The sequence below is a fragment of the Savagea faecisuis genome (genome assembly GCF_042675605.1).
Taxonomy (GTDB): Bacteria; Bacillota; Bacilli; order Bacillales_A; family Planococcaceae; genus Savagea; species Savagea faecisuis.
In genome coordinates, this window is the sequence record NZ_JBHTJF010000022.1 from 233,512 (window position 1) to 255,722 (window position 22,211).

Annotated in this window: 22 protein-coding genes; all 22 read left to right on the forward strand. The window is 43.2% G+C overall.

The window, feature by feature from the left end; genetic code table 11:
* The first annotated feature begins 6 nt into the window (after positions 1-6).
* The 22 genes from ylqF to ACFQ0V_RS06020 all read left to right on the forward strand — a co-directional run bounded on the left by ylqF (position 7) and on the right by ACFQ0V_RS06020 (position 22,196).
* Positions 7-864, forward strand: a complete 858-nt coding sequence (ylqF, locus tag ACFQ0V_RS05915) for a ribosome biogenesis GTPase YlqF (RefSeq protein ID WP_381010909.1) — start codon at positions 7-9, stop codon at positions 862-864.
* Positions 865-982: 118 nt separating this feature from the next.
* The gene (locus tag ACFQ0V_RS05920) at positions 983-1,744 is read left to right on the forward strand and encodes a ribonuclease HII (RefSeq protein WP_381010912.1); all 762 of its coding nucleotides are present in this window, start codon (positions 983-985) and stop codon (positions 1,742-1,744) included.
* Between the two features lie 13 nt (positions 1,745-1,757).
* Positions 1,758-3,647: a hypothetical protein gene (locus ACFQ0V_RS05925; RefSeq protein ID WP_381010915.1), complete on the forward strand. Its 1,890-nt coding sequence runs from the start codon at positions 1,758-1,760 to the stop codon at positions 3,645-3,647.
* The gene (locus ACFQ0V_RS05930) at positions 3,644-3,928 is read left to right on the forward strand and encodes an EscU/YscU/HrcU family type III secretion system export apparatus switch protein (protein ID WP_381010918.1); all 285 of its coding nucleotides are present in this window, start codon (positions 3,644-3,646) and stop codon (positions 3,926-3,928) included. Before ACFQ0V_RS05925 ends, ACFQ0V_RS05930 begins: the two co-directional genes overlap by 4 nt.
* Before the next feature lie 114 nt (positions 3,929-4,042).
* On the forward strand, positions 4,043-5,203 hold the full coding sequence (sucC, locus tag ACFQ0V_RS05935) for an ADP-forming succinate--CoA ligase subunit beta (RefSeq protein ID WP_381010920.1): 1,161 nt from the start codon (positions 4,043-4,045) through the stop codon (positions 5,201-5,203).
* A gap of 18 nt (positions 5,204-5,221) precedes the next feature.
* Positions 5,222-6,124 (forward strand): succinate--CoA ligase subunit alpha, encoded by a 903-nt coding sequence (gene sucD, locus ACFQ0V_RS05940; protein WP_381010923.1) that lies wholly within the window; start codon positions 5,222-5,224, stop codon positions 6,122-6,124.
* 83 nt (positions 6,125-6,207) lie between these two features.
* On the forward strand, positions 6,208-7,107 hold the full coding sequence (gene dprA / locus ACFQ0V_RS05945; RefSeq protein WP_381010926.1) for a DNA-processing protein DprA: 900 nt from the start codon (positions 6,208-6,210) through the stop codon (positions 7,105-7,107).
* A gap of 116 nt (positions 7,108-7,223) precedes the next feature.
* A complete protein-coding gene (topA, locus tag ACFQ0V_RS05950; RefSeq protein ID WP_381010928.1) occupies positions 7,224-9,314 on the forward strand; it encodes a type I DNA topoisomerase in 2,091 nt (696 codons plus the stop codon).
* Between the two features lie 15 nt (positions 9,315-9,329).
* Positions 9,330-10,640 carry an FADH(2)-oxidizing methylenetetrahydrofolate--tRNA-(uracil(54)-C(5))-methyltransferase TrmFO gene (trmFO, locus tag ACFQ0V_RS05955; RefSeq protein WP_381010931.1) on the forward strand — a complete coding sequence of 437 codons (1,311 nt, stop codon included), beginning with the start codon at positions 9,330-9,332 and terminating at the stop codon, positions 10,638-10,640.
* Positions 10,641-10,923: 283 nt separating this feature from the next.
* The gene (locus ACFQ0V_RS05960; protein ID WP_381010934.1) at positions 10,924-11,814 is read left to right on the forward strand and encodes a tyrosine recombinase XerC; all 891 of its coding nucleotides are present in this window, start codon (positions 10,924-10,926) and stop codon (positions 11,812-11,814) included.
* Between the two features lie 11 nt (positions 11,815-11,825).
* Positions 11,826-12,368 carry an ATP-dependent protease subunit HslV gene (gene hslV, locus ACFQ0V_RS05965; RefSeq protein ID WP_381010937.1) on the forward strand — a complete coding sequence of 181 codons (543 nt, stop codon included), beginning with the start codon at positions 11,826-11,828 and terminating at the stop codon, positions 12,366-12,368.
* Complete coding sequence (hslU, locus tag ACFQ0V_RS05970) at positions 12,368-13,768, forward strand: ATP-dependent protease ATPase subunit HslU (RefSeq protein ID WP_381010940.1); 1,401 nt, start codon at positions 12,368-12,370, stop codon at positions 13,766-13,768. The genes hslV and hslU overlap by 1 nt, the downstream gene beginning before the upstream one ends.
* A 100-nt stretch (positions 13,769-13,868) precedes the next feature.
* Entirely contained in the window at positions 13,869-14,645 is a 777-nt protein-coding gene (gene codY / locus ACFQ0V_RS05975) for a GTP-sensing pleiotropic transcriptional regulator CodY (RefSeq protein ID WP_381010943.1), read from the forward strand.
* 534 nt (positions 14,646-15,179) lie between these two features.
* Positions 15,180-15,566, forward strand: coding sequence for a flagellar basal body rod protein FlgB (gene flgB, locus ACFQ0V_RS05980; protein ID WP_381010945.1), 387 nt, complete (start codon positions 15,180-15,182; stop codon positions 15,564-15,566).
* 2 nt (positions 15,567-15,568) lie between these two features.
* Positions 15,569-16,030: a flagellar basal body rod protein FlgC gene (gene flgC, locus ACFQ0V_RS05985; RefSeq protein ID WP_381010948.1), complete on the forward strand. Its 462-nt coding sequence runs from the start codon at positions 15,569-15,571 to the stop codon at positions 16,028-16,030.
* Positions 16,031-16,066: 36 nt separating this feature from the next.
* Entirely contained in the window at positions 16,067-16,366 is a 300-nt protein-coding gene (gene fliE / locus ACFQ0V_RS05990) for a flagellar hook-basal body complex protein FliE (protein WP_381010951.1), read from the forward strand.
* A 29-nt stretch (positions 16,367-16,395) separates the two neighbouring features.
* Positions 16,396-18,003, forward strand: a complete 1,608-nt coding sequence (gene fliF / locus ACFQ0V_RS05995) for a flagellar basal-body MS-ring/collar protein FliF (protein WP_381010955.1) — start codon at positions 16,396-16,398, stop codon at positions 18,001-18,003.
* 14 nt (positions 18,004-18,017) lie between these two features.
* Entirely contained in the window at positions 18,018-19,031 is a 1,014-nt protein-coding gene (gene fliG, locus ACFQ0V_RS06000) for a flagellar motor switch protein FliG (RefSeq protein WP_381010958.1), read from the forward strand.
* Positions 19,024-19,812 carry a flagellar assembly protein FliH gene (gene fliH, locus ACFQ0V_RS06005; RefSeq protein WP_381010961.1) on the forward strand — a complete coding sequence of 263 codons (789 nt, stop codon included), beginning with the start codon at positions 19,024-19,026 and terminating at the stop codon, positions 19,810-19,812. Before fliG ends, fliH begins: the two co-directional genes overlap by 8 nt.
* A 3-nt stretch (positions 19,813-19,815) precedes the next feature.
* Entirely contained in the window at positions 19,816-21,153 is a 1,338-nt protein-coding gene (gene fliI / locus ACFQ0V_RS06010) for a flagellar protein export ATPase FliI (protein ID WP_381010964.1), read from the forward strand.
* Positions 21,150-21,602: a flagellar export protein FliJ gene (gene fliJ, locus ACFQ0V_RS06015; protein WP_381010967.1), complete on the forward strand. Its 453-nt coding sequence runs from the start codon at positions 21,150-21,152 to the stop codon at positions 21,600-21,602. The genes fliI and fliJ overlap by 4 nt, the downstream gene beginning before the upstream one ends.
* A gap of 3 nt (positions 21,603-21,605) precedes the next feature.
* On the forward strand, positions 21,606-22,196 hold the full coding sequence (locus ACFQ0V_RS06020; RefSeq protein WP_381010969.1) for a MotE family protein: 591 nt from the start codon (positions 21,606-21,608) through the stop codon (positions 22,194-22,196).
* The last annotated feature ends 15 nt before the right edge of the window (positions 22,197-22,211 follow it).

Consider the following 22,211-nt stretch of genomic DNA (forward strand, 5'->3'; position numbering starts at 1 on the left):
AAAACAATGACGATTCAATGGTTTCCAGGACATATGGCGAAAGCGCGTCGCGAAGTGTCCGAACAGTTAAAATTAGTCGATATCGTATTTGAATTAGTCGACGCACGTTTACCTCAATCATCACGCAATCCGATGATCGATGAAGTGCTCGGTGAAAAACCGCGCATCGTGTTGCTCAACAAGCGTGATTTAGCTGACCCGCGTTGGACGGAACGTTGGATTCGCCATTACGAACAGCAAGGCGTCCAAGCAGTCGCAATCAACTCTTTCCAAAATGAAGGATTGCAAGACGTCTTGAAAGCGAGTCGCTTCGTTTTGAAAGAAAAGTTTGAAAAGATGCAGGCGAAAGGGATTCGTCCACGTGCAATTCGCGCGATGGTCGTCGGCATTCCGAACGTCGGGAAATCGACGCTCATCAATCGCTTCGCACGCAAAAACATTGCGAAAACAGGCAATAAACCAGGCGTGACGAAAGCGCAACAATGGATCAAAGTCGGCAAAGAGCTTGAGCTTTTAGATACACCAGGTATTTTATGGCCGAAATTCGAAGATAAAGAAGCAGGTTATAAATTAGCGTTAACGGGTGCGATTAAAGATCAAGTACTCAGCCTAGACGATGTAGCGATTTACGGCTTACGCTACATTGCTGAGCACTATCCAGAACGTTTAGAAGCACGTTACGGCTTCGCGACATTACACGATGAGATTGTCGAGACGTTCGACGAAATCGGAAAATTACGCGGTGCATACGAACGTGGAGGCGACATCGATTACAGTAAAGTCGCTGAAATAATCGTTCAAGACGTTCGTCAAGGAGAACTCGGTAAACTAACATTTGACACATTTGATGAAGAAACAGAATGAAGCGCAGCATCCTATCTATTTGCGACGATAGGATGCTTTTTTATTTCGTATATTTCAACCGTTCTGTTGGAGAATACGAGGAAAAAGACGATATACTCTGTATAAGGAGTGCAAGCGTATGACAAAAGAAACGATTCAACAAATTAAACAACGTTTACAACATGAACTGACAGAAGAGGAACTCGCACGTTATCGTGAAGATGCTAGAAAAGGAGTTCAACAAGCGTTGCGTACGTATGATCGTCGCATCGCGAAAGAGAGAGAAGCGTATGCGGCATTTGAACGTAAATGCGCCTTCGATGATGCTTATGGCAAATTTGTTGCAGGTGTCGATGAAGCGGGGAGAGGGCCGCTCGCTGGTCCTGTCGTGACGGCAGCTGTCGTTCTCGATGCCACGGCGCGTGAGGCACTCGTGCAAGTGGATGATTCAAAAGCGCTTTCGAAAGAAGCGCGCACTCGACTTGCGGAACTCATTAAGGAACATGCACTCGACTATACGATTGACTTTTCAACGCGTGAACAAATCGATGACTTAAATATTTATCGTGCAACGTCTGATTCGATGATGCGTGCGATTGAACAATTACAAACAACCCCTGATCACGTACTGACCGATGCGATGCCTTTACAGCAAATGAATGTTCCGACGACACCGATCGTGAAAGGCGATGCGCAAAGCTTAGCGATCGCAGCGGCTTCTATTTTAGCGAAAACGGCGCGTGATGCGTATATGGATGAATTAGACGAACGTTATCCGATGTACGGTTTCGCCCAACACGCTGGATATGGAACGGCACAACATTTAGAAGCGATACGTGAACATGGCATTATAGACGAGCATCGTCGGACATTCGAACCGATTCGCTCGATGATGAAATGAAAGGATGACAGAGATGCAAATACAAGCACAAATGACGGCCCAAACGAATACGGTAGAACGTCAGCCACTTGCGATGCGCGAAGGACAAGTGTTTCACGGCAAAATCTCACAGTTATTCCCGAATCAAACGGCGCAAATTCAAATCGGCCAACAAGAAATGGTGGCGAAATTAGAAGTGCCGATGAAAGCGGGAGATAGTCATTATTTCCAAGTAGTGAAAACAGAGCCAGAACTGCAATTGCGCGTCATTTCTGAACCACTCTCTTCCGATCCGAAACAATCTTTACAACAACTGATGCAAAATTTGAAACTTCCACAATCGAAAGAAATGCAACAAATCGTACGACAAATGCTCGACCAAAAAGTACCGCTCACGCGCGAACAACTCGTGCAAGCGGAACAAATTTTAAAAGCGATGCCCCAAGGAAAAGCAGAGCAAGTCGTCCGGGCGGTCGCGCAATTAAATCAATTGCAGTTGCCGATTACAGAAAGCAATGTTCGCAGCTTCATTGCGGTCATGAACCGTGAGCCTTTACAAGCGCCTCTCCAACAAGCGATGACGCTCATTATGCAAGATGCTAAAATTCCAGAAGCGATGAAACAACAGCTCGCCGAAGTGTTCAATCGCATCTCGACACCGATTCAGCAAGGAGCGCAATCCGTCGTCCAACAAGATGCGCTCCAACAACTGATGACGAAACAAGAAACACCGATGACGCGCATCTTAATGAATGACGTCATTGCACGCATCGTTCAAACACCGACGGGAGAACAGCTAACGCAACTCGCTGCGAAAGGGACGGACGCTCAAATTCATCAAGTGCAACAACTGACGAAAGCGTTACAACAAATATTAGCGTCACCACTTGCCGAACGCCCAGCGCAACTGACACAACTTGCGCAACAACTTCCGCAAATGACGACATTGCAACCGGCGACAGTTGAACAATTGAGCGCTCAACTGCAAAGAGCGATCAACGCTTTAACAGCACAAACGAGTGCTACGCAAGGGGTCACTCAAGAAAATGTATCTCAAAGCACGTCGCAAAGTAATACAATTCCGACCGGGCCACAACAAATCGTTCAACAAATGATTCAAACATTAACGCAAGAAGCACATGCTTTGAAACAAACGGCACCGCTCACAACATCGACCGAACAACTCGCAACAGCAGAACGAATCCCACCGCAAGTGATGGAGCGCCTCGTTCAACTAATGCAAGAACCAGGGGCGCAAGCGCGAGCAGAAGCGAATCTTATGCAACAGCTTGACGGGGAAGCGATCAAACAAGTGTTGAAACAGACGATTCAACAACTCGGCCTCAACTATGAAAGTCAAATTCCGAGAGCGACACCAGAGCATCTCGCGCAACTGACACAACAGTTGAAACCACAACTCATTCAACTATTGCAAAGCGAAGCGCTCACACCGCAAACGAAAGAAGCGGTTGAACAACTCGTCGCCCGCATGAATGCGCCGATCATTCAAACGAGTCAAGAGCAGTCACTCCAACAACAAATCATCATGAACGTCCCGCTCGACTTTTTAGGTAAAAAAATCGATGCGACGCTGCAATGGTCAGGCAAAATGGATGACGATGGCAAAATCGATGAAAACTACGCCCGCATTTTATTTTATTTAAAATTAGAAACATTGAAAGAAACAATCGTCGATATGCAAGTGCAAAACCGGATTGTCACCTTGACGATTTTCAATGAAACGCCTCATTTACAGCAATTATCAACACAATTTGAAGAGCGTTTAAAAGAAGGTTTAGAAGAACATCGTTATAAATTGTCAGGGCTATTTTTCAAAACAATTGAAGAACGCCACGCTCCCAAACCGAAAAAACAGTCGTTTGCACAACAACCAAAACGTTCAGGAGTGGATATTCGAATATGACGAACAAAGAGCTAAGAAAAGAAGCTGTAGCACTAAAATATGATTTGGACACTACAACAGCTCCCGTCGTCGTCGCGAAAGGAAAAGGGCAAGTCGCGGATAACATTTTGCAGAAGGCGAAAGACCACGACGTCCCGATTCAAGAGGATCCGACGCTCGTCCAACTGCTTGGGGAACTGGATATTAATGACTCAATCCCGGAAAATCTGTATAATGCAGTCGCTGAAGTGTTCGCATTTATTTATAATGTCGATAAAGAAAGAAAAAACAGACTGAATTAATAAAAAATTTCGTTTAACGGACAATTTACAACGCTTCATGTGGACAAAGCAACAGAACTTTATTACAATATAATTGGTAGTACAGATGTTATATATTTGATTGGAGGATGTAAGATGAATATCCATGAATACCAAAGTAAACAATTGCTACGTGATTACGGAGTAGCTGTTTCAATGGGACATGTTGCTTTTACACCTGAAGAGGCTGTAGAAGCTGCAAAAAAACTTAGCACAGACGTTTATGTCGTGAAAGCACAAATTCACGCAGGTGGACGCGGTAAAGCTGGCGGTGTTAAAATCGCTAAATCTTTAGATGAGGTGAAAGGGTACGCTGAAGAATTACTCGGCAAAGTGCTCGTAACGCCACAAACAGGACCAGAAGGTAAAGAAGTACAACGTTTGCTCGTTGAAGAAGGTTCTAACATCGAGAAAGAATATTACATTAGCTTGATCGTTGACCGTGCGACAGACTCAGTCGTTTTAATGGGTTCTGAAGAAGGCGGTATGGACATCGAGGAAGTAGCTGAAGCAACTCCTGAAAAGATCTTCAAAGAAGTGATTGACCCAGTTGTTGGACTTACAGGTTTCCAAGCTCGTCGTATGGCATTCAACATGAACATTCCGACACACTTAGTAAACAAAGCAGCGAAATTCATGCTCGGTCTTTACGATGTATTCATCGACAAAGACGCTTCAATCGTTGAAATCAACCCACTCGTTGTAACGAAAGAAGACGAAGTAATGGCGCTTGACGCGAAATTTAACTTCGACGAGAACGGTCTTTTCCGTCATAAAGACATTCAAGAATTACGCGACTTAACAGAAGAAGACGAAAAAGAAATCGAAGCTTCTAAGTATGACTTAAGCTACATTTCTTTAGATGGTAACATCGGATGTATGGTTAACGGTGCTGGACTCGCAATGGCGACGATGGACACAATTAACTATTACGGCGGTTCACCGGCTAACTTCCTTGACGTTGGGGGCGGCGCGACTGCTGAAAAAGTTACAGAAGCATTCAAAATCATCCTTTCAGATGAGAACGTAAAAGGAATCTTCGTTAACATTTTCGGTGGAATTATGAAATGTGACGTTATTGCTGAAGGTGTCATCGCAGCAGCGAAAGAAGTACAACTTCAAGTTCCACTCGTCGTACGTTTAGAAGGTACAAACGTTGACCGTGGTAAGCAATTATTGAACGAGTCTGGACTTGCAATCACTCCAGCAGACACAATGGCAGACGGTGCACAAAAAATCGTTGAGCTCGTAGGGTAAGAAAGGCAGGGTAAACTGATGAGTATTTATATTAATAAAGATACAAAAGTAATCGTACAAGGTATCACAGGTTCTACTGCTCTTTTCCACACAGAGCAAATGTTAGAATACGGAACAAAAATTGTCGGTGGTGTAACACCTGGTAAAGGTGGAACAGAAGCGGCAGGCGTACCTGTTTTCAACACAGTTGAAGAAGCGGTAAAAGCAACAGGCGCAACAGTTTCAGTTATTTACGTACCAGCTCCATTCGCTGCGGATGCGATCATGGAAGCAACGGACGCAGGACTCGATATGACAATCTGTATTACAGAGCACATTCCAGTTCTCGACATGGTCAAAGTGAAACGTTACATGGAAGGTAAAAATACACGCTTAGTCGGACCAAACTGCCCAGGTGTTATTACGGCAGACGAATGTAAAATTGGTATCATGCCAGGATACATTCATACAAAAGGTCACGTAGGTGTTGTATCACGTTCTGGTACATTAACGTATGAAGCAACTCACCAATTATCAGAAGCTGGAATCGGTCAGACGACAGCAGTTGGTATCGGTGGAGATCCAGTAAACGGTACAAACTTCATCGACGTTTTAAAAGAATTTAACGAAGACCCAGAAACTTACGCAGTTGTCATGATCGGTGAGATCGGTGGAACAGCGGAAGAAGAAGCAGCTGAATGGGTGAAAGCGAACATGACGAAACCAGTCGTTGGCTTCATCGGTGGTCAAACTGCACCTCCTGGAAAACGTATGGGACACGCTGGTGCGATCATCTCAGGCGGTAAAGGTACAGCAGCTGAAAAAATTAAAGCGATGAACGCAGCAGGTATCCAAGTTGCGGACACACCATCAGTAATCGGTGAAACTTTAATTAAAGTATTAAAAGAAGAAGGTTTATACGACAAGTGTAAAACTCACTAATCGATAAAACATACCCCTCAATCTACTCGGTTGAGGGGTATTTTGCGTTCCTAAAAATAAGGCAAGTAAGGAGAGAAAATGAGATGAATTTCAAGCAATTTATCGTGTTCCTTCATTATATAACACAACGAGATTATCGATTTTTTCGCCCGTTTTTTGAATGGTATGCTACAACAGAAAATGAAGAAAAAACAGTGAAAGAATGGTTGGACGTTCCATTCGTTTTGAAAGAGAAGGAAGAATGGATTGAACGAGCGAATCACTTTTCAATCAGAGCGTATGAGCGCGAATTACGTGCAGCAAATATTCAAGTGATCGCATATACGCATCCGCTCTATCCTCCACTTTTGCGACATACATTTGATCCACCTGCTTTACTTTATGCACAAGGCGACGTAAGCTTATTAACATCCGCTCTCGTCGCGATTGTCGGTTCGCGTAAAGCGACGTCCTACAGCACTGAAGGCATTCGTACTATTATGCCAGCTTTATTGGAAGAACGGTATACCGTCGTGTCAGGGATGGCACAAGGGGCCGACCGGATGGCGCATGAAGAAGCGGTACGCCAAAAAGTGCGAACGATTGCAGTTTTAGGACATGGCATGTACAATACATATCCGAAACATCACCGAGCACTACAACAATATTTAAAAACGCATGAGCTCGTCATTTCGGAATATCCGCCATCAATGAAGCCACGCCGTTGGATGTTTCCGAAACGCAATCGCATTATCGCGGGAATGAGTGAAGGAATTATCGTAACAGAAGCGGAACGCAATAGTGGAACGATGAGTACGGTCGACTATGCTCTATCTCACGGACGTACGATTTTCGCCTATCCAGGTCCTTTTACAAATCCGCTTCATGAAGGGCCGAATGCTTTAATTGAACAAGGGGCGATTCCGGTCATTTCACCGACACAAATTCAAGAAATGCTGCGAAAAGAGCGAGAAATAAATCGTGGAATATACAATAATAGTTGATTTTCCATTGAAACTGTTATACATTTTGCAACAGAAGTGAAATGTAGACGAATAGGTTGATTCATTGAAATATAAAAAAGAATGACAATCTCTACTACTGGGGAGGATATGTGTACATGGCAGACAATTTAGTCATCGTCGAGTCGCCAGCGAAGGCGAAGACGATTGAAAAATATTTAGGAAAACGTTACACAGTAAAAGCATCTTTAGGGCATTTACGCGATTTGCCGAGAAGCCAAATGGGCGTAGATACTGAAAATAATTACGAGCCCAAATATATTACGATTCGTGGGAAAGGGCCTATTTTACAAGACTTACGAAAAGAAGCGAAAAAAGCGAAGAAAATTTATCTCGCGGCTGACCCGGATCGCGAAGGGGAAGCGATCGCTTGGCACTTAGCGAACCAATTAGGCGTAGACATTGAATCCGATTGCCGCGTCGTCTTTAACGAAATTACGAAAGACGCTGTGAAAAATTCATTTAAAACACCGCGTCCGATCGATATGGACTTAGTCGATGCGCAACAAGCACGTCGTATTTTAGATCGCCTCGTCGGATACAACATTAGTCCGATTTTATGGAAAAAAGTAAAAAAAGGTCTTTCAGCAGGACGTGTTCAATCCGTTGCGCTCCGTTTAATCATCGACCGTGAAAATGAAATTAACGCGTTCACACCAGAAGAATATTGGAGCATTACAACACAATTCGAAAAAGACAAAACGAAATTTGAAGCGGCTTTTTATGGAACAGATGAGAAGAAGCTCAAATTATCGAACGAACAAGACGTCCAAAATGTGTTGAAAGCAATTGAAGGCAATCCTTTTGAAGTGACGAAAGTTGTCAAAAAAGAACGCCGTCGTAATCCAGCATTACCGTTTACGACATCATCCCTTCAACAAGAAGCGGCGCGTAAATTAAATTTCCGTGCAAGAAAAACGATGATGCTTGCACAACAACTATATGAAGGAATTCCGCTTGGCCGTGCAGGAACAGTCGGACTGATTTCTTACATGCGTACTGACTCGACACGCATTTCGGATACAGCGAAAGAAGAAGCAAAAACATTTATCGAAACGATGTACGGAGAAGAGTTTATTCCGACAGAGAAAAAAGAAACGAAATCGAAAAGTAACGCTCAAGATGCGCACGAAGCAGTACGTCCAACTTCTGTAGAGCGTACGCCAGCTGCGATGAAACAATATTTATCGCGCGACCAACTCCGTTTATACAAACTCATTTGGGAGCGTTTCGTCGCAAGTCAAATGGCACCAGCGATTCTTGACACGGTCGCTGTTGACTTAATGAACAACGACTATAAATTCCGTGCGAACGGTTCGCAAGTGAAGTTCCCAGGGTTTATGAAAGTGTACATCGAAGGGAACGATGACGCGAGCGAACAACCGATGGATGAAAAAATGTTGCCGGAACTTACAGAAGAAGAGAAGTTAAACAGTGAAGCGATCGAACCGAAACAACACTTCACGCAACCGCCTCCGAGATATTCGGAAGCACGTCTCGTGAAAACGTTGGAAGAACTCGGAATCGGTCGTCCGTCAACGTACGCACCGACGCTCGATACAATTCAAAAGCGCGGTTACGTCACACTCGATGCGCGTCGTTTCGTCCCGACAGAACTCGGTGTCATCGTTCATGAAGCGGTGAACGAATATTTCCCAGACATTATCGACATCGAATTTACGGCGAGTATGGAAAATGACTTAGACCGTATCGAAGAAGGCGAAATCGCTTGGAAAGAAGTGATCGATGCTTTCTATACAGAATTCGAAAAACATGTTGAAAAAGCGGATGCCGAGATGGAAAAGATCGAAATTAAAGACGAACCTGCAGGAGAAGACTGTGAAAAATGCGGCTCTGAAATGGTGTACAAAATGGGCCGATACGGGAAATTTATGGCTTGTTCGAACTTCCCGGAATGTCGCAATACGAAAGCGATCGTGAAGAAAATCGACGTCAAATGCCCGACATGTAAAGAAGGCGAAGTCGTCGAACGAAAAAGTAAAAAACGCCGTATTTTCTACGGTTGTGACCAATATCCAGAGTGTGAATACGTCTCATGGGATAAGCCGATCGCTCGTGCTTGTCCGAAATGTAATGAACCGACACTCGTTGAAAAACGCTTGAAAAAAGGCGTACAAGTACAATGTACAAATGAAGAATGTGACTATAAAGAAGAACCACAAGAATAGAAAGTAGGGGAAAGTATGCAAGTTGTAAACGTAATTGGCGCCGGGCTCGCGGGAAGTGAAGCGGCTTGGCAGCTTGCAAATCGTGGCGTACAAGTTCGTTTGTACGAAATGCGACCAGTGAAGCAGACGCCTGCTCACCATACCGATCAATTCGCAGAGCTCGTCTGCAGTAACTCGCTTCGTGCGAATCAGCTGACGAATGCGGTAGGTGTTTTAAAAGAGGAAATGAGAAAATTAAATTCTTTAATTATTCGTGCGGCAGATGCTTGTGCCGTTCCAGCAGGAGGAGCACTTGCGGTGGATCGTCATGAGTTTTCTGCAAATGTTACGAAGGCGTTGAAAGAACATCCGAACATTACAGTATTGAATGAAGAAGTGACGACGATTCCGACAGAAGGAATTACGATTATCGCAACAGGTCCGTTAACGTCTGAAGCATTAACAGAACAAATTCAATCACTCACTGGAGAGACAGACCTTTACTTTTACGACGCAGCAGCACCGATCGTTACGAAAGAGTCGCTCGATATGGAGAAAGTATATTTAAAATCGCGTTACGATAAAGGCGAGGCCGCTTATTTAAACTGTCCGATGACGAAAGAAGAATTCGACCGTTTCCATGAAGCGTTAGTTGAAGCGGAAGTCGCACCGATGAAAGATTTCGAGAAAAACTTATTTTTCGAAGCGTGTATGCCAGTCGAAGTGCTCGCAAAACGTGGCGAAAAAACGTTATTATTCGGTCCGATGAAGCCAGTAGGACTTGAAGACCCGAAAACAGGTGAAACGCCGTACGCGGTCGTTCAATTACGTCAAGATGATGGAGCGGGAACGTTATACAATATCGTCGGCTTCCAGACGCAATTGAAATGGGGCGAGCAAAAGAAAGTACTCTCACTCATTCCGGGTCTTGAAAATGTCGATATCGTTCGTTACGGTGTGATGCATCGTAATACATTTATGAACGCACCGAAAATTTTGACACCGACGTACCAAATGCGTCAACATCCGAACTTATTTTTCGCAGGTCAAATGACAGGTGTTGAAGGATACGTTGAGTCAGCCGCTTCAGGCTTAGTCGCAGGGATGAATGCAGCGCGCTTAGCTCAAGGAGAATTGCTTCACCGTATGCCAGATGAAACGGCAATCGGCAGTTTAGCTCGCTACATTACGGAAGCGAACCCTGACAATTTCCAACCGATGAACGTCAACTTCGGACTTTTCCCACCGCTTGAAAAACGCATTCGTTCAAAAGCAGAACGTGCAGAAAAATATGCAGAGCGCGCATTAACATCGATGGATGAATTTGTGACGACATTAAGCGAATAAGAAATAGATCCCTTTCTCGAAGTAGAGAAAGGGATTTTCTATGTCAATGACCAATGTAATTTGTTCGCCTGAGAAAGACACACTCTAATTTACGAAAGATGGCGCTTACAATAAAAAACGTTCAAATGTTAATTAATTGATAAAAATGACGAAATAGCCTAAAATTGTGACGTAGTTATGAACAGTACATAAAGAAGTCTGACCACCGCATTGAAATAGTTGCGAAAATTAAGACCTTTCATGTATAGTATTCAATGGACTGAGGGAAAATCGAGGTGATCGTATGGAATTTGAGCCATTAAAGCAAGAATTTCACAACTATATGCGTATTGAAAAAAACTACGCATCGTATACGATTCAAGAATATATGAGCGATATTGAGCAATTCGGCTCTTTTTTACAGCGTCAACAAATTCGATTGTCACAATTGACGTATCAAGAAGCGCGTCTATACGTGACGGAATTGTATGATGCTGGGCTCGCTCGTGCGACCGTAGCACGCAAAATTACGTCTATTCGAACTTTTCTCAACTATGCGAAAACGACATATGGCATTGACAATCAAGCCTTTCAACTTTTATATCATCCGAAAAAAGAAGAACGATTACCTTCTTTTTTTTATGAGGAAGAATTGGAAGCTCTTTTTGCGTCATTGCATGGAGAAAGTCGAAAGATGATTCGAGACCGTGCTTTAGTAGAGATGTTATATGCGACTGGAATGCGAGTAGGAGAACTCGTTGCGCTAGAAGTCTCACATGTCGATCTCGATTACGGTATCGTCCGGGTTATGGGAAAAGGGCGAAAAGAACGTTACGTACCTTTCGGCAGTTTTGCACAAGATGCACTCTGTCTATATATAGAAGAAACTCGTCAAAGTTTGATGAAAAGAGAACATCATCCATTTCTTTTCGTCAATATGAAAGGTGCACCGATTACAGAACGGGGTGTGCGGTATATTTTAACTCAATTGATGAAAGAGGCAGCGCTTGACGGGAAGCTTTACCCACATAAATTACGCCATACTTTCGCAACCCATTTATTAAACAATGGAGCAGACTTACGCGTCGTTCAAGAATTACTCGGACATCAAAGCTTAGCGGCGACTCAAAAGTACACGCATGTGACGACGAGTCGTTTAAAAGAAGTGCTCGACCGGACACATCCGCGAGCGTAAGGAGGAAGAACGTGATGGAATTTCACGCAACAACGATTTTTGCCATTCATCATAAAGGGCAAGTCGCGATGAGTGGGGACGGCCAAGTGACGATGGGCAATGCCGTCATTATGAAAAATACAGCTCGAAAAGTACGTAAATTACACAACGGTAAAGTGCTCGCAGGTTTTGCGGGATCAGTAGCGGATGCTTTTACATTATTTGAGCGTTTTGAACAGAAGTTAAACGAATACAATGGTCAATTAGAACGTTCAGCGGTAGAGCTCGCAAAAGAGTGGCGAGGAGACCGCGCGCTTCGCAAATTAGAAGCGTTACTCATCGTCATGAATGAAGAACAATTATTACTCGTTTCAGGAACTGGGGAAGTGATCGCACCAGACGATGGCGTACTAGCAATCGGTTCAGGTGGCAACTATGCGCTCGCAGCAGGTCGCGCTTTAAAAAAGTACAGCGGAGACTCATTAACGGCTGAACAAATTGCACGTGCAGCGCTTGAAACGGCAGCAGAATTATGTGTGTACACGAACGATCACATCATTGTGGAGGTGCTGTAATGACGAAACAAGAGCAGTATACACCGAGACAGTTAACCGAATATTTAGATAAGTACATCATCGGCCAAGAAGAGGCGAAACGGGCAATCGCAGTAGCGGTACGCAATCGTTATCGTCGTATGCGTCTGCCTGAAGAAGTACGCGAGGAAGTCATTCCGAAAAACATTTTAATGATCGGCCCGACAGGAGTAGGGAAAACAGAAATCGCTCGTCGTATGGCGAAGTTTATCGAAGCGCCATTCATTAAAGTAGAAGCGACAAAGTTTACAGAAGTCGGATACGTCGGTCGTGATGTCGAATCAATCATTCGAGATTTAGTAGAAGTATCGATTCGTCTCGTGAAAGAAAAAATGCGAGAAGATGTGAAAGAAGAAGCTGCACGCAATGCCGAAAAGAGACTGATCGAATTACTCGTCCCGAAAAAGAAACAGAAAAAACAACAAGGGATGTCGAATCCGTTTGAAATGTTATTCGGCCAACAACAAGAAGAACAACAAGATCCACAAGAAGAAACTGAACGCAAACGAAAGCGCTCTGAAATTGGTGCGATGTTGCGAATCGGGAAACTTGAAGAAGAACTCGTAGAACTCGACGTAGCGATGCCACAATCGAATGTCCTTGGCATGATGCCAGGCGCAAATGCAGAGCAACTCGGCCAACTTCAAGATGCCCTGTCTTCCATTATTCCGACACAGACGACGAAGCGCACGATGAAAGTGAAAGATGCACGTAAAGTGTTAGAAGAGGAAGAAGCAGACAAGCTATTAGATGAAGGAAAAGTAGCGCGCCTTGCGATTGAACTGACCGAACAGTCAGGCATCGTCTTCATCGACGAGTTCGACAAAATTGCGAGTCGTAGCGGTTCTCAACAATCACAAGATGTATCGCGTGAAGGAGTGCAGCGCGACATTTTACCGATTGTTGAAGGTTCGCAAGTGACGACGAAATACGGGGTCGTCCGCACGGACTTCATCTTATTTATCGCAGCGGGAGCTTTCCATATTTCAAAACCATCGGACATCATCCCTGAACTGCAAGGGCGTTTCCCGATTCGAGTAGAGCTTAACAAATTAAAAGCAGAGCATTTCGAACGCATTTTACGCGAGCCAGAACATTCTTTATTGCGTCAATATGAACAGTTGCTTGCAACGGAAGAAATCGTCATTCGTTTCGATGACGATGCGATTACACGCCTCGCTGAAATTGCGTATGAAGTGAATGATTCAACAGAAAATATCGGAGCGCGTCGTCTTCATACGATCATCGAGAAACTGCTCGAACAACTATCGTTTGAAGCGCCAGATATCGCACCGGCTGAAGTCGTCATCACCCGTCCGTACGTCGATGAAAAACTTCAAAAAATCGTAAAAGATGAAGACCTTTCACGATTTATTTTGTAAATTCAAACAAATGAGTTTATTTCGACAATTATAAGAGTTAAAATGGAAAGAGATTGTATATAGAGAGTTCGTTTTATAACGATTAGGAGGAAAATATAACATGTCATTGCTAGCGAAAACACGAAAAATTAACGCAATGCTTCAAGAAAAAGCAGGAAAACCTGTTAACTTTAAAGAGATGGCGGAACAATTGAGTGACGTTATTAACTGTAACGCATTTATCGTCAGCCGTAAGGGGAAATTACTCGGTCTTGAAATTCATCAAAAAATCGAGAACGAGCGTATTAAACGTATGTACGAAGAAAAACAATTCCCTGAAGAATATACATCACGTCTTTTCAACATTCATGAAACTTCACCGAATATCGGGATCGACAGTGAATACACTGCTTTCCCTGTAGAAAATAAAGAATTATTCCAAAGCGGTTTAACGACAATCGTACCGATCATCGGTGGCGGAGAGCGTCTCGGAACACTCATTTTAGCACGTATGGATGAAGAGTTTACAGAAGATGACCTCATTTTAGCGGAATACGGCGCGACAGTAGTCGGCATGGAAATTTTACGCGAAAAATCAGAAGAAATTGAAATTGAAGCGCGTAGCAAAGCAGTCGTTCAAATGGCGATCAACTCATTGTCATACAGCGAACATGAAGCGATCGAACATATTTTCAAAGAGCTTGACGGCGATGAAGGATTGCTCGTCGCATCGAAAGTAGCGGACCGTGTCGGTATTACACGTTCGGTCATCGTGAACGCACTTCGCAAACTAGAAAGTGCAGGCGTCATCGAATCACGTTCACTCGGTATGAAAGGAACGTACATTAAAGTATTAAACAGTAAATTTTTAGCTGAGTTAGAAAAACGTCAAATTTAATAATACCCGACAGGAAAAAGCACTACATTGTGCTTTTTCTTTTTTCTGATACAATCAATATCTATGTGCCTTTTTATTCGGAACAATGAAACAGAACGTTTCATATGTAAAGCGCTTATTGAATATAAAATGGTTACATCGTTTTAGGAGAGAATGAGCATAGGTCATTAAGTGTGCTCGTGTTTTTTGTATGTATTTGAAAAATAAATTCACAAAAAACGGAAAATGACCGGTAAGACCTAACGTTTTTGAACGGAATCAAAAATATGTTAAAAAATAAATGTAAAATGCAATATATTAGCGTTAATATGTATATAATATAAAAAAACAATTACTTCATAAGATAAAAATAGTCTAAAGGCCTAAAAATGAAAAGAACGTGAAAAAACAGTGACTTATTTTGTGAAAAACGGTATAAAATATCCGTTTAATGTAGACAAATACGCTGTTTTTTCGATACAATGACGATAATAGAAAATTTGTTTCTGTCATTATATTTTTATATTTTTGATAATTGCAAGGGGTGAGAGAAAAATGCTATTCAGCTCAACGATCCAAGGTTTAGAAAAAGGATTAGATTACGCAGCGCTCACGCAAAAAACGATTGCGCAAAATATTGCCAACGTAGATACGCCGAACTATAAATCGAAAGCAGTGAGTTTCCAAGACGTATTCAACGAAGCAAAAACGAAGCAATTAGAAGCATATCGCACGGACAAACGACATATTCCATTTGCCCGCTCGGGTGAATTAAGTAGTGTTCGGACGTATATGAAAGCCTACAGACATACAGGTAATGGTGTCGATATGGATAAAGAACAAGCGAACATGGCGGAGAACCAAATTTATTACAACGCACTTATTGACCGTTTGAACGGTAAATTTAACAGTTTACAACAAGTGATTAAAGGAGGCCGTTAAGGATGACGATTTTCCATAGTATGCAAACGACAGCGTCAGCACTAACTGCACAACGCTTGCGCATGGATGTGATATCATCGAATATGGCGAACATCGATACAACTCGCGCTCGTCTCGTTAACGGCGAATGGGAACCGTATCGCCGTAAGACGGTAGCGATGGCAACAAAAGAAGGACAGTTTACATCGTTCTTTAATGCTGCGATCGGGAAACAACATAAACATGCAGTAGGCAACGGTGTAGTCGTTTCTCGCATTCGAGAAGACGAAGAGACACCGTTTAAACTTGTTTATGACCCGAGTCACCCAGACGCGGACGATATGGGATACGTGCGCATGTCGAACGTAGACCCTTTGCGTGAGACGATTGATATGATGTCTGCAACGCGTTCATATGAAGCGAACATCACTGCATTTAACGCAAATAAGTCTATGTTGATGAAAGCTTTAGAAATTGGAAAGTAATCGTGAGAAAAGTTTTAAATGAAGGAGGAGAACAAAATGCCTAAAATTCAATCTGTGCAATCGGTCATCCCACCGAAAAATATATTTGAAATTCAGAACGAATCAAAACAAGTTGAACAGTCGTTCGGTACATATTTAAAAGAAGCGATTGCCCAAGTCGATCAAATGCAAAAAGTATCTGATTTTAAAACAGGGCAACTCATCACAGGTCAAAATGTCGATTTACATAACGTGATGATCGAAGCACAGAAGGCGAACATCGCACTTAGTGCTACGTTAGAAATACGTAATAAAGTAGTAGAAGCGTATCAAGAAATTAGTAGAATGCCGCTATAATGTAAAGCGAGGCAACCGGGGGATTATGAATGAAAGAAAGAGTAGCGAAAATCAGAGCTGACGTTAGCGAGTTCTGGTCGAAGCGTTCGAAAACCCAAAAAATTGTATATGTTAGTTCTGCGCTTGGAATTATTCTAGTGGCGGCACTGCTCACATTTTTCTTATCGCGAACAGAATATGTTCCGCTGTACAAAGATGTTTCACGAGCAGAAGTTGGAAGAATGAAAGAGCATTTGGATTCTTTGAATGTTCCGAACGAGATCGCACCAGGAGGTACATCCATATTAGTACCGAAAGAACGAGTGAATGAATTACTCGTTATGCTGGAGTCAGAAGGTTTCCCGAATTCAGGAACAATCGACTACTCGTTCTTCGCAGATAACGCTGGTTTTGGAACGACAGACAATGAGTTTAATATGTTGAAAGTAGCGACATTACAAACAGAACTCGCTAATTTAATCAAAGGTATTGAAGGAGTGCAAGATGCCTCCGTTATGTTAACTTTGCCGACACCGAGCGTCTTCGTTCGCGATGTCAATGAAGATGCAACAGCAGCAATTATGTTAAAGACGAGTCCAGGTCATGAGTTTACAGAAGGACAAATTCGTGCGATGTACAGTTTAGTTTCAAAAAGTTTGCCGAATTTAGACGTTGAAAACATTACGATCATGAACCAGTTCTCTGAAATTTATGATCAAGTGGACCCAGATAAAAATACAGGAGCACAACTTGCGGATCAAATGGGCGTTAAGAAATCAATCGAACGCGACATTCAACGTCAAGTACAACAAATGCTCGGTTTAATGATGGGTCACGATAAAGTAGCGGTAAGCGTGTCGACAGAAGTTGACTTTAAAGCAGAAAACCGTGAAGAAAACATCGTCACACCTGTCGATGAAGAAAATATGGAAGGAATTGCGATGAGTGCTCAACGAATTACAGAGACATTCACAGGCAATGGCCCATTCGCTGAAGGTGATGTAGAAGGCGGAGATCCGACAGATAATATGACGAACACATACGGAGCATGGGGCTTCTCGAACGGAGACTATGAACGCTTCGAAGAAACAATTAATAACGAAGTGAACCGTGTGCGTAAAGAAATCGTTGAAAGTCCGTACAAAGTACGCGACATCGGAATCCAAGTAATCATCGATCCACCTCGTGATGAGGAGGGCGAAGTGACCGAGCTTCCGCAAAACTTACAAGATGATGTCGAACAAATTTTAACGACGATCGTTCGTACATCGATTCATAAAGAAGATAATGTTGAATTGACAGACGAAGTACTCGCTGAAAAGATTGCAGTATCAATCCAGCCATTCAATGGCTCGATGGCATCACAATTTGACGGTACAGAGACAGAAATACCTCTCTGGGTTTACATCGTCGGTGCGATTTTACTCGTCGTCATTATCGTGCTCGTCGTCTTATTCTTACGTAAGCGTAAACGTGAACAAGAAGAATTAGAAGAACAGCAGTTAGCACTTGAGGAGCAAGAAGAATTAATGGTAGATGACATTAATGATGAACAAGAAACGGAAGCGACAGTACGTCGTAAACAACTCGAGAAAATGGCGAAAGAGAAACCGGAAGAATTCGCGAAGTTATTACGTACTTGGATTTCTGAAGATTGATGGAGGGATAACGAATGGCTAAAAAAGAATCAGAGATGTCAGGACGTCAAAAAGCAGCGTTACTCCTCATCTCTCTCGGACCAGAATTGTCTGCCCAAGTGTTCAAACATTTGGATGAAGACGAGATGGAAAAGTTAACGCTCGAAATTTCAAGCGTCAAAAAAGTAGAAGCCGATGTGAAAGATCAAGTCATTGAAGAATTTCACAACATCGCTTTAGCGCAAGATTACATTTCACAAGGCGGTATCGGTTATGCGAAGACCGTGCTTGAAAAAGCGCTCGGTAAAGATCACGCGCAGACGATTATCAATCGTTTAACGTCATCTTTACAAGTGCGTCCATTCGATTTTGCGAGACGTGCAGATCCTGCACAAGTATTAAACTTCATTCAAAACGAACATCCGCAAACGATCGCTTTAATTTTGTCTTACTTAGAACCTGAGCAAGCAGGGATGATTTTATCGTCCCTTTCTCAAGATGTTCAAGCGGACATTGCGAAACGTATCGCGACGATGGAATCGACAAGCCCGGAAGTCATTAGTGAAATTGAGTCTGTATTAGAGCGCAAACTCTCGTCAACCGTGACACAAGACTTCACGGAAACGGGCGGCGTCGACGCGGTAGTCGAAGTGTTAAATGGTGTCGACCGCTCAACGGAGAAAACAATTCTCGATACACTCGAAATTCAAGACCCAGAGCTTGCTGAAGAAATCCGTAAGCGCATGTTCGTATTCGAAGATATCGTCACACTCGACAACCGTTCGATCCAGCGTATTATTCGCGACCTAGAGAACGAAGACTTAATTTTGTCAATGAAAGTGTCGAGCGAAGAAGTAAAAGAAATATTGTTCCAAAACATGTCATCACGTATGGCAGAATCGTTCAAAGACGAAATGGAAATTATGGGACCTGTACGTTTGAAAGACGTCGAAGAAGCTCAATCACGCATCGTATCGACAATTCGTCGTTTAGAAGATGCGGGTGAGATTATCATCGCACGTGGCGGAGGAGATGACATCATTGTCTAAAATCATCCGTTCATACAACAACGTTCCAGTTGAGAAGAAAGCCCATATTCCGATTCGAACATTTGAGCGAGAAACGACAGAAGAAGATGAAGAAGTTGTCGAGTCTATCGACATGCACGCACAACGTCAAGCTCTTCAACAAGAGCGCGACAATATGTTGCGTAAAGTAGAAATCGAAATATCAGAAATACGCTCGCAAACAGAACATATGCGACAAGTAGCTCTAGATGATATTCATTCGATGCGTCAAGCGTGGGAAGAAGAGAAAGTACAGCTGGAGAAACAAGCGTATGAAGAAGGCTATACAGCTGGTTACAATCAAGGAATGGAAGAAGCGCATGCAGCGTGGAAAGAAAAGCTTGAAGAAGCGAACCGAATTGTAGAGCGAGCGGCAGCGGATGGTGTAAAATATAGAGAAGAGCAAGAGTTCGTTATTTTACATATGGCGATGCAAGCAGCTGAACGTATTTTGAACATTACGCTAGACCGTGATGAAGAAGTGTACATCGATGTCGTCAAACGTGCTTTAAAAGAAGCGCGTGAGATGAAAGAGATCAAATTGTACGTTTCGCCAAAATATTATGAAGTCGTCAGCCGTAGTCGTGACGAGCTCGTCGAAATATTCCTACCAGACATCCCATTCCTCATCTTTGCGAACGATGATTTCGAAGATGAAGAATGTTACATCGAAACGAATCACGGACGCATCGTTGTGACGATTGATGAACAGTTAAAAGTGTTGAAAGAACAACTTGTAGAAATATTAGAAAGTGGTGACTAATGAATGAAAAAGGCAGAGCAGTTGATCGACGTCATTCCCAAAATGGAAACGTATAAGAAGTTCGGACGCGTCGTGCGAGTCGTCGGTCTTATGATCGAATCGCAAGGTCCGCAATGTTCAGTCGGCGACGTTTGCCACATTCATATTCACGATGCGTTACAACCGACAGAAGACTCTACCATTATGGCGGAAGTCGTCGGTTTCCGTGAAGAAATTGTCATCCTTATGCCTTACACACATATTCAAGAAATCGGTAGCGGTTGCCTCGTCGAAAACACAGGCCGTCCTTTAGAAGTGAAAGTAGGGATGGGCTTGATTGGACAAGTGCTCGATTCACTCGGAAATCCGATTGACGGGGCTCCATTACCACGCGGTTTAACGACAGTGCGAACGGAGCAAGACCCACCGAACGTTTTAACGCGTCCACCGATCAACGACCCATTATCAGTCGGCGTGAAAGCGATCGACGGTATGTTGACGGTCGGTAACGGTCAACGTGTCGGTATTTTCGCAGGTTCCGGAGTCGGGAAAAGTACGTTGCTCGGAATGATTGCCCGCAATACAGTCGCTGACATTAACGTCATCGCCCTCATCGGAGAGCGTGGTCGTGAGGTGCGAGAGTTTATCGAACGTGACCTCGGACCAGAAGGGCTGAAAAAAACGATCGTCGTAGCGGCGACGTCAGACCAACCTGCGCTCATGCGAATTAAAGGAGCCTTTACAGCGACAGCAATCGCAGAGTATTTCCGAGAAAAAGGGTACAATGTCATGTTGATGATGGACTCGGTAACACGGGTTGCGATGGCACAACGTGAAATCGGACTCGCAGTCGGAGAACCACCTGCAACGCGAGGATACACGCCGTCTGTGTTCGCTATTTTACCGAAATTGCTCGAACGTACAGGAACGAGCGAAAAAGGTGCGATTACAGCTTTCTACACCGTGCTCGTTGACGGAGATGATATGAACGAACCGATTGCGGACGCGGTACGAGGTATTTTAGACGGTCACATCGTATTAGACCGAACACTCGCCAACAAAGGACAGTATCCCGCAATTAACGTGTTAAAAAGCGTTAGCCGACTAATGAACCATATCGCTTCAGAAGAGCATGTGAAAGCAGCCGAACGCTTGCGTGAACTGTACTATACATATGACAAATCCGAAGATTTAATTAATATCGGAGCTTACAAGCGAGGAACTTCTCGCGAAATTGACGAAGCGATTGAATACGAACCGCTCATTACGAACTTTTTAAAGCAAGGTTTCAGGGACAATATTAGCGCGGAAGATACGGTCAATGAATTGATCAAGCTTGCCGCAGGAGGTCAAACGACGTGAAACAGTATGCCTATCGATTCGAAAACATATTGACGTTTCAAGAACAGAAAAAACTCGATTCTGAAAACGACTATAAACATTCTATCGAAGAGTTTGAACGTGTAGCGACTGAACTGTATGAATTGCTGAAGAAAAAAGAAGACTTACTCGCAGAACAAGAAGAAAAATTAAAGCATGGTTTCTCGATTGAAAGCTTACAATACTATGCGCGTTACTTAACGCGTTTAGAAGAAGAAATCGCGCTCAGTCAAAAGAAAGTGATTGAATATCGGGCGAAGATGAACTGGTTTGAAGAAAAATTGCTCGAAGATACGATTGAAGTGCGCAAGTACGAGAAAATGAAAGAGCACGATCAACAGCTGTACAAAGAAGAGATGGAACATCTTGAGGCAATTCAACTCGATGAATTGTCAACGCAACAGTTTAGTCGAAAGGAAAGCAGGTGGTAACATATGGCGGAAGAAAAAGAGCAACTAGAGGTGGAAGAAGAAAAAAAGAAGCCATCCATATTGAAAATATTAATACTATGGCTCGTCGTTCCTCTATTGTTCGTTTCTGCTGTATTGCTCATCGTTGCCAAAGTGGCCGATGTTAACGTTATTGACCAAGCGAAAAAATGGACGACCGAAATGATTAAAGGTGAACCAGACCCACAGCTTGAGCAGCCAGACTTTTCGAATGATGAAAAAGTCGTAACGTTGCAAGCAGAGTTGCAACAAAAAGATAACGAAATTGCCAAAGTAGAACAACAACTTCAAGCATTAAAAGAAGAAAATGAACTACTCGTCATCGAACAAGAACGATTGACAGACGAAATTGCGAAAGTGCAAAATCGTGCGGAAGAATCGAAAAAAGAATTTAAAGAAATTATCGCAACGTACGAGAAACTATCTGCGAAAAACGCAGCACCTATTTTACTTGCGATGAATGAAGCAGATGCAGTGAAAATTTTAGCGAGCTTAAAGCCAGATACAGTGGCAGCTATTTTAGAAAAGATGGAACCTGAACAAGCGGCGAAATTTACGACATTATTATCAAAATAACAACCTTTAAAGGAG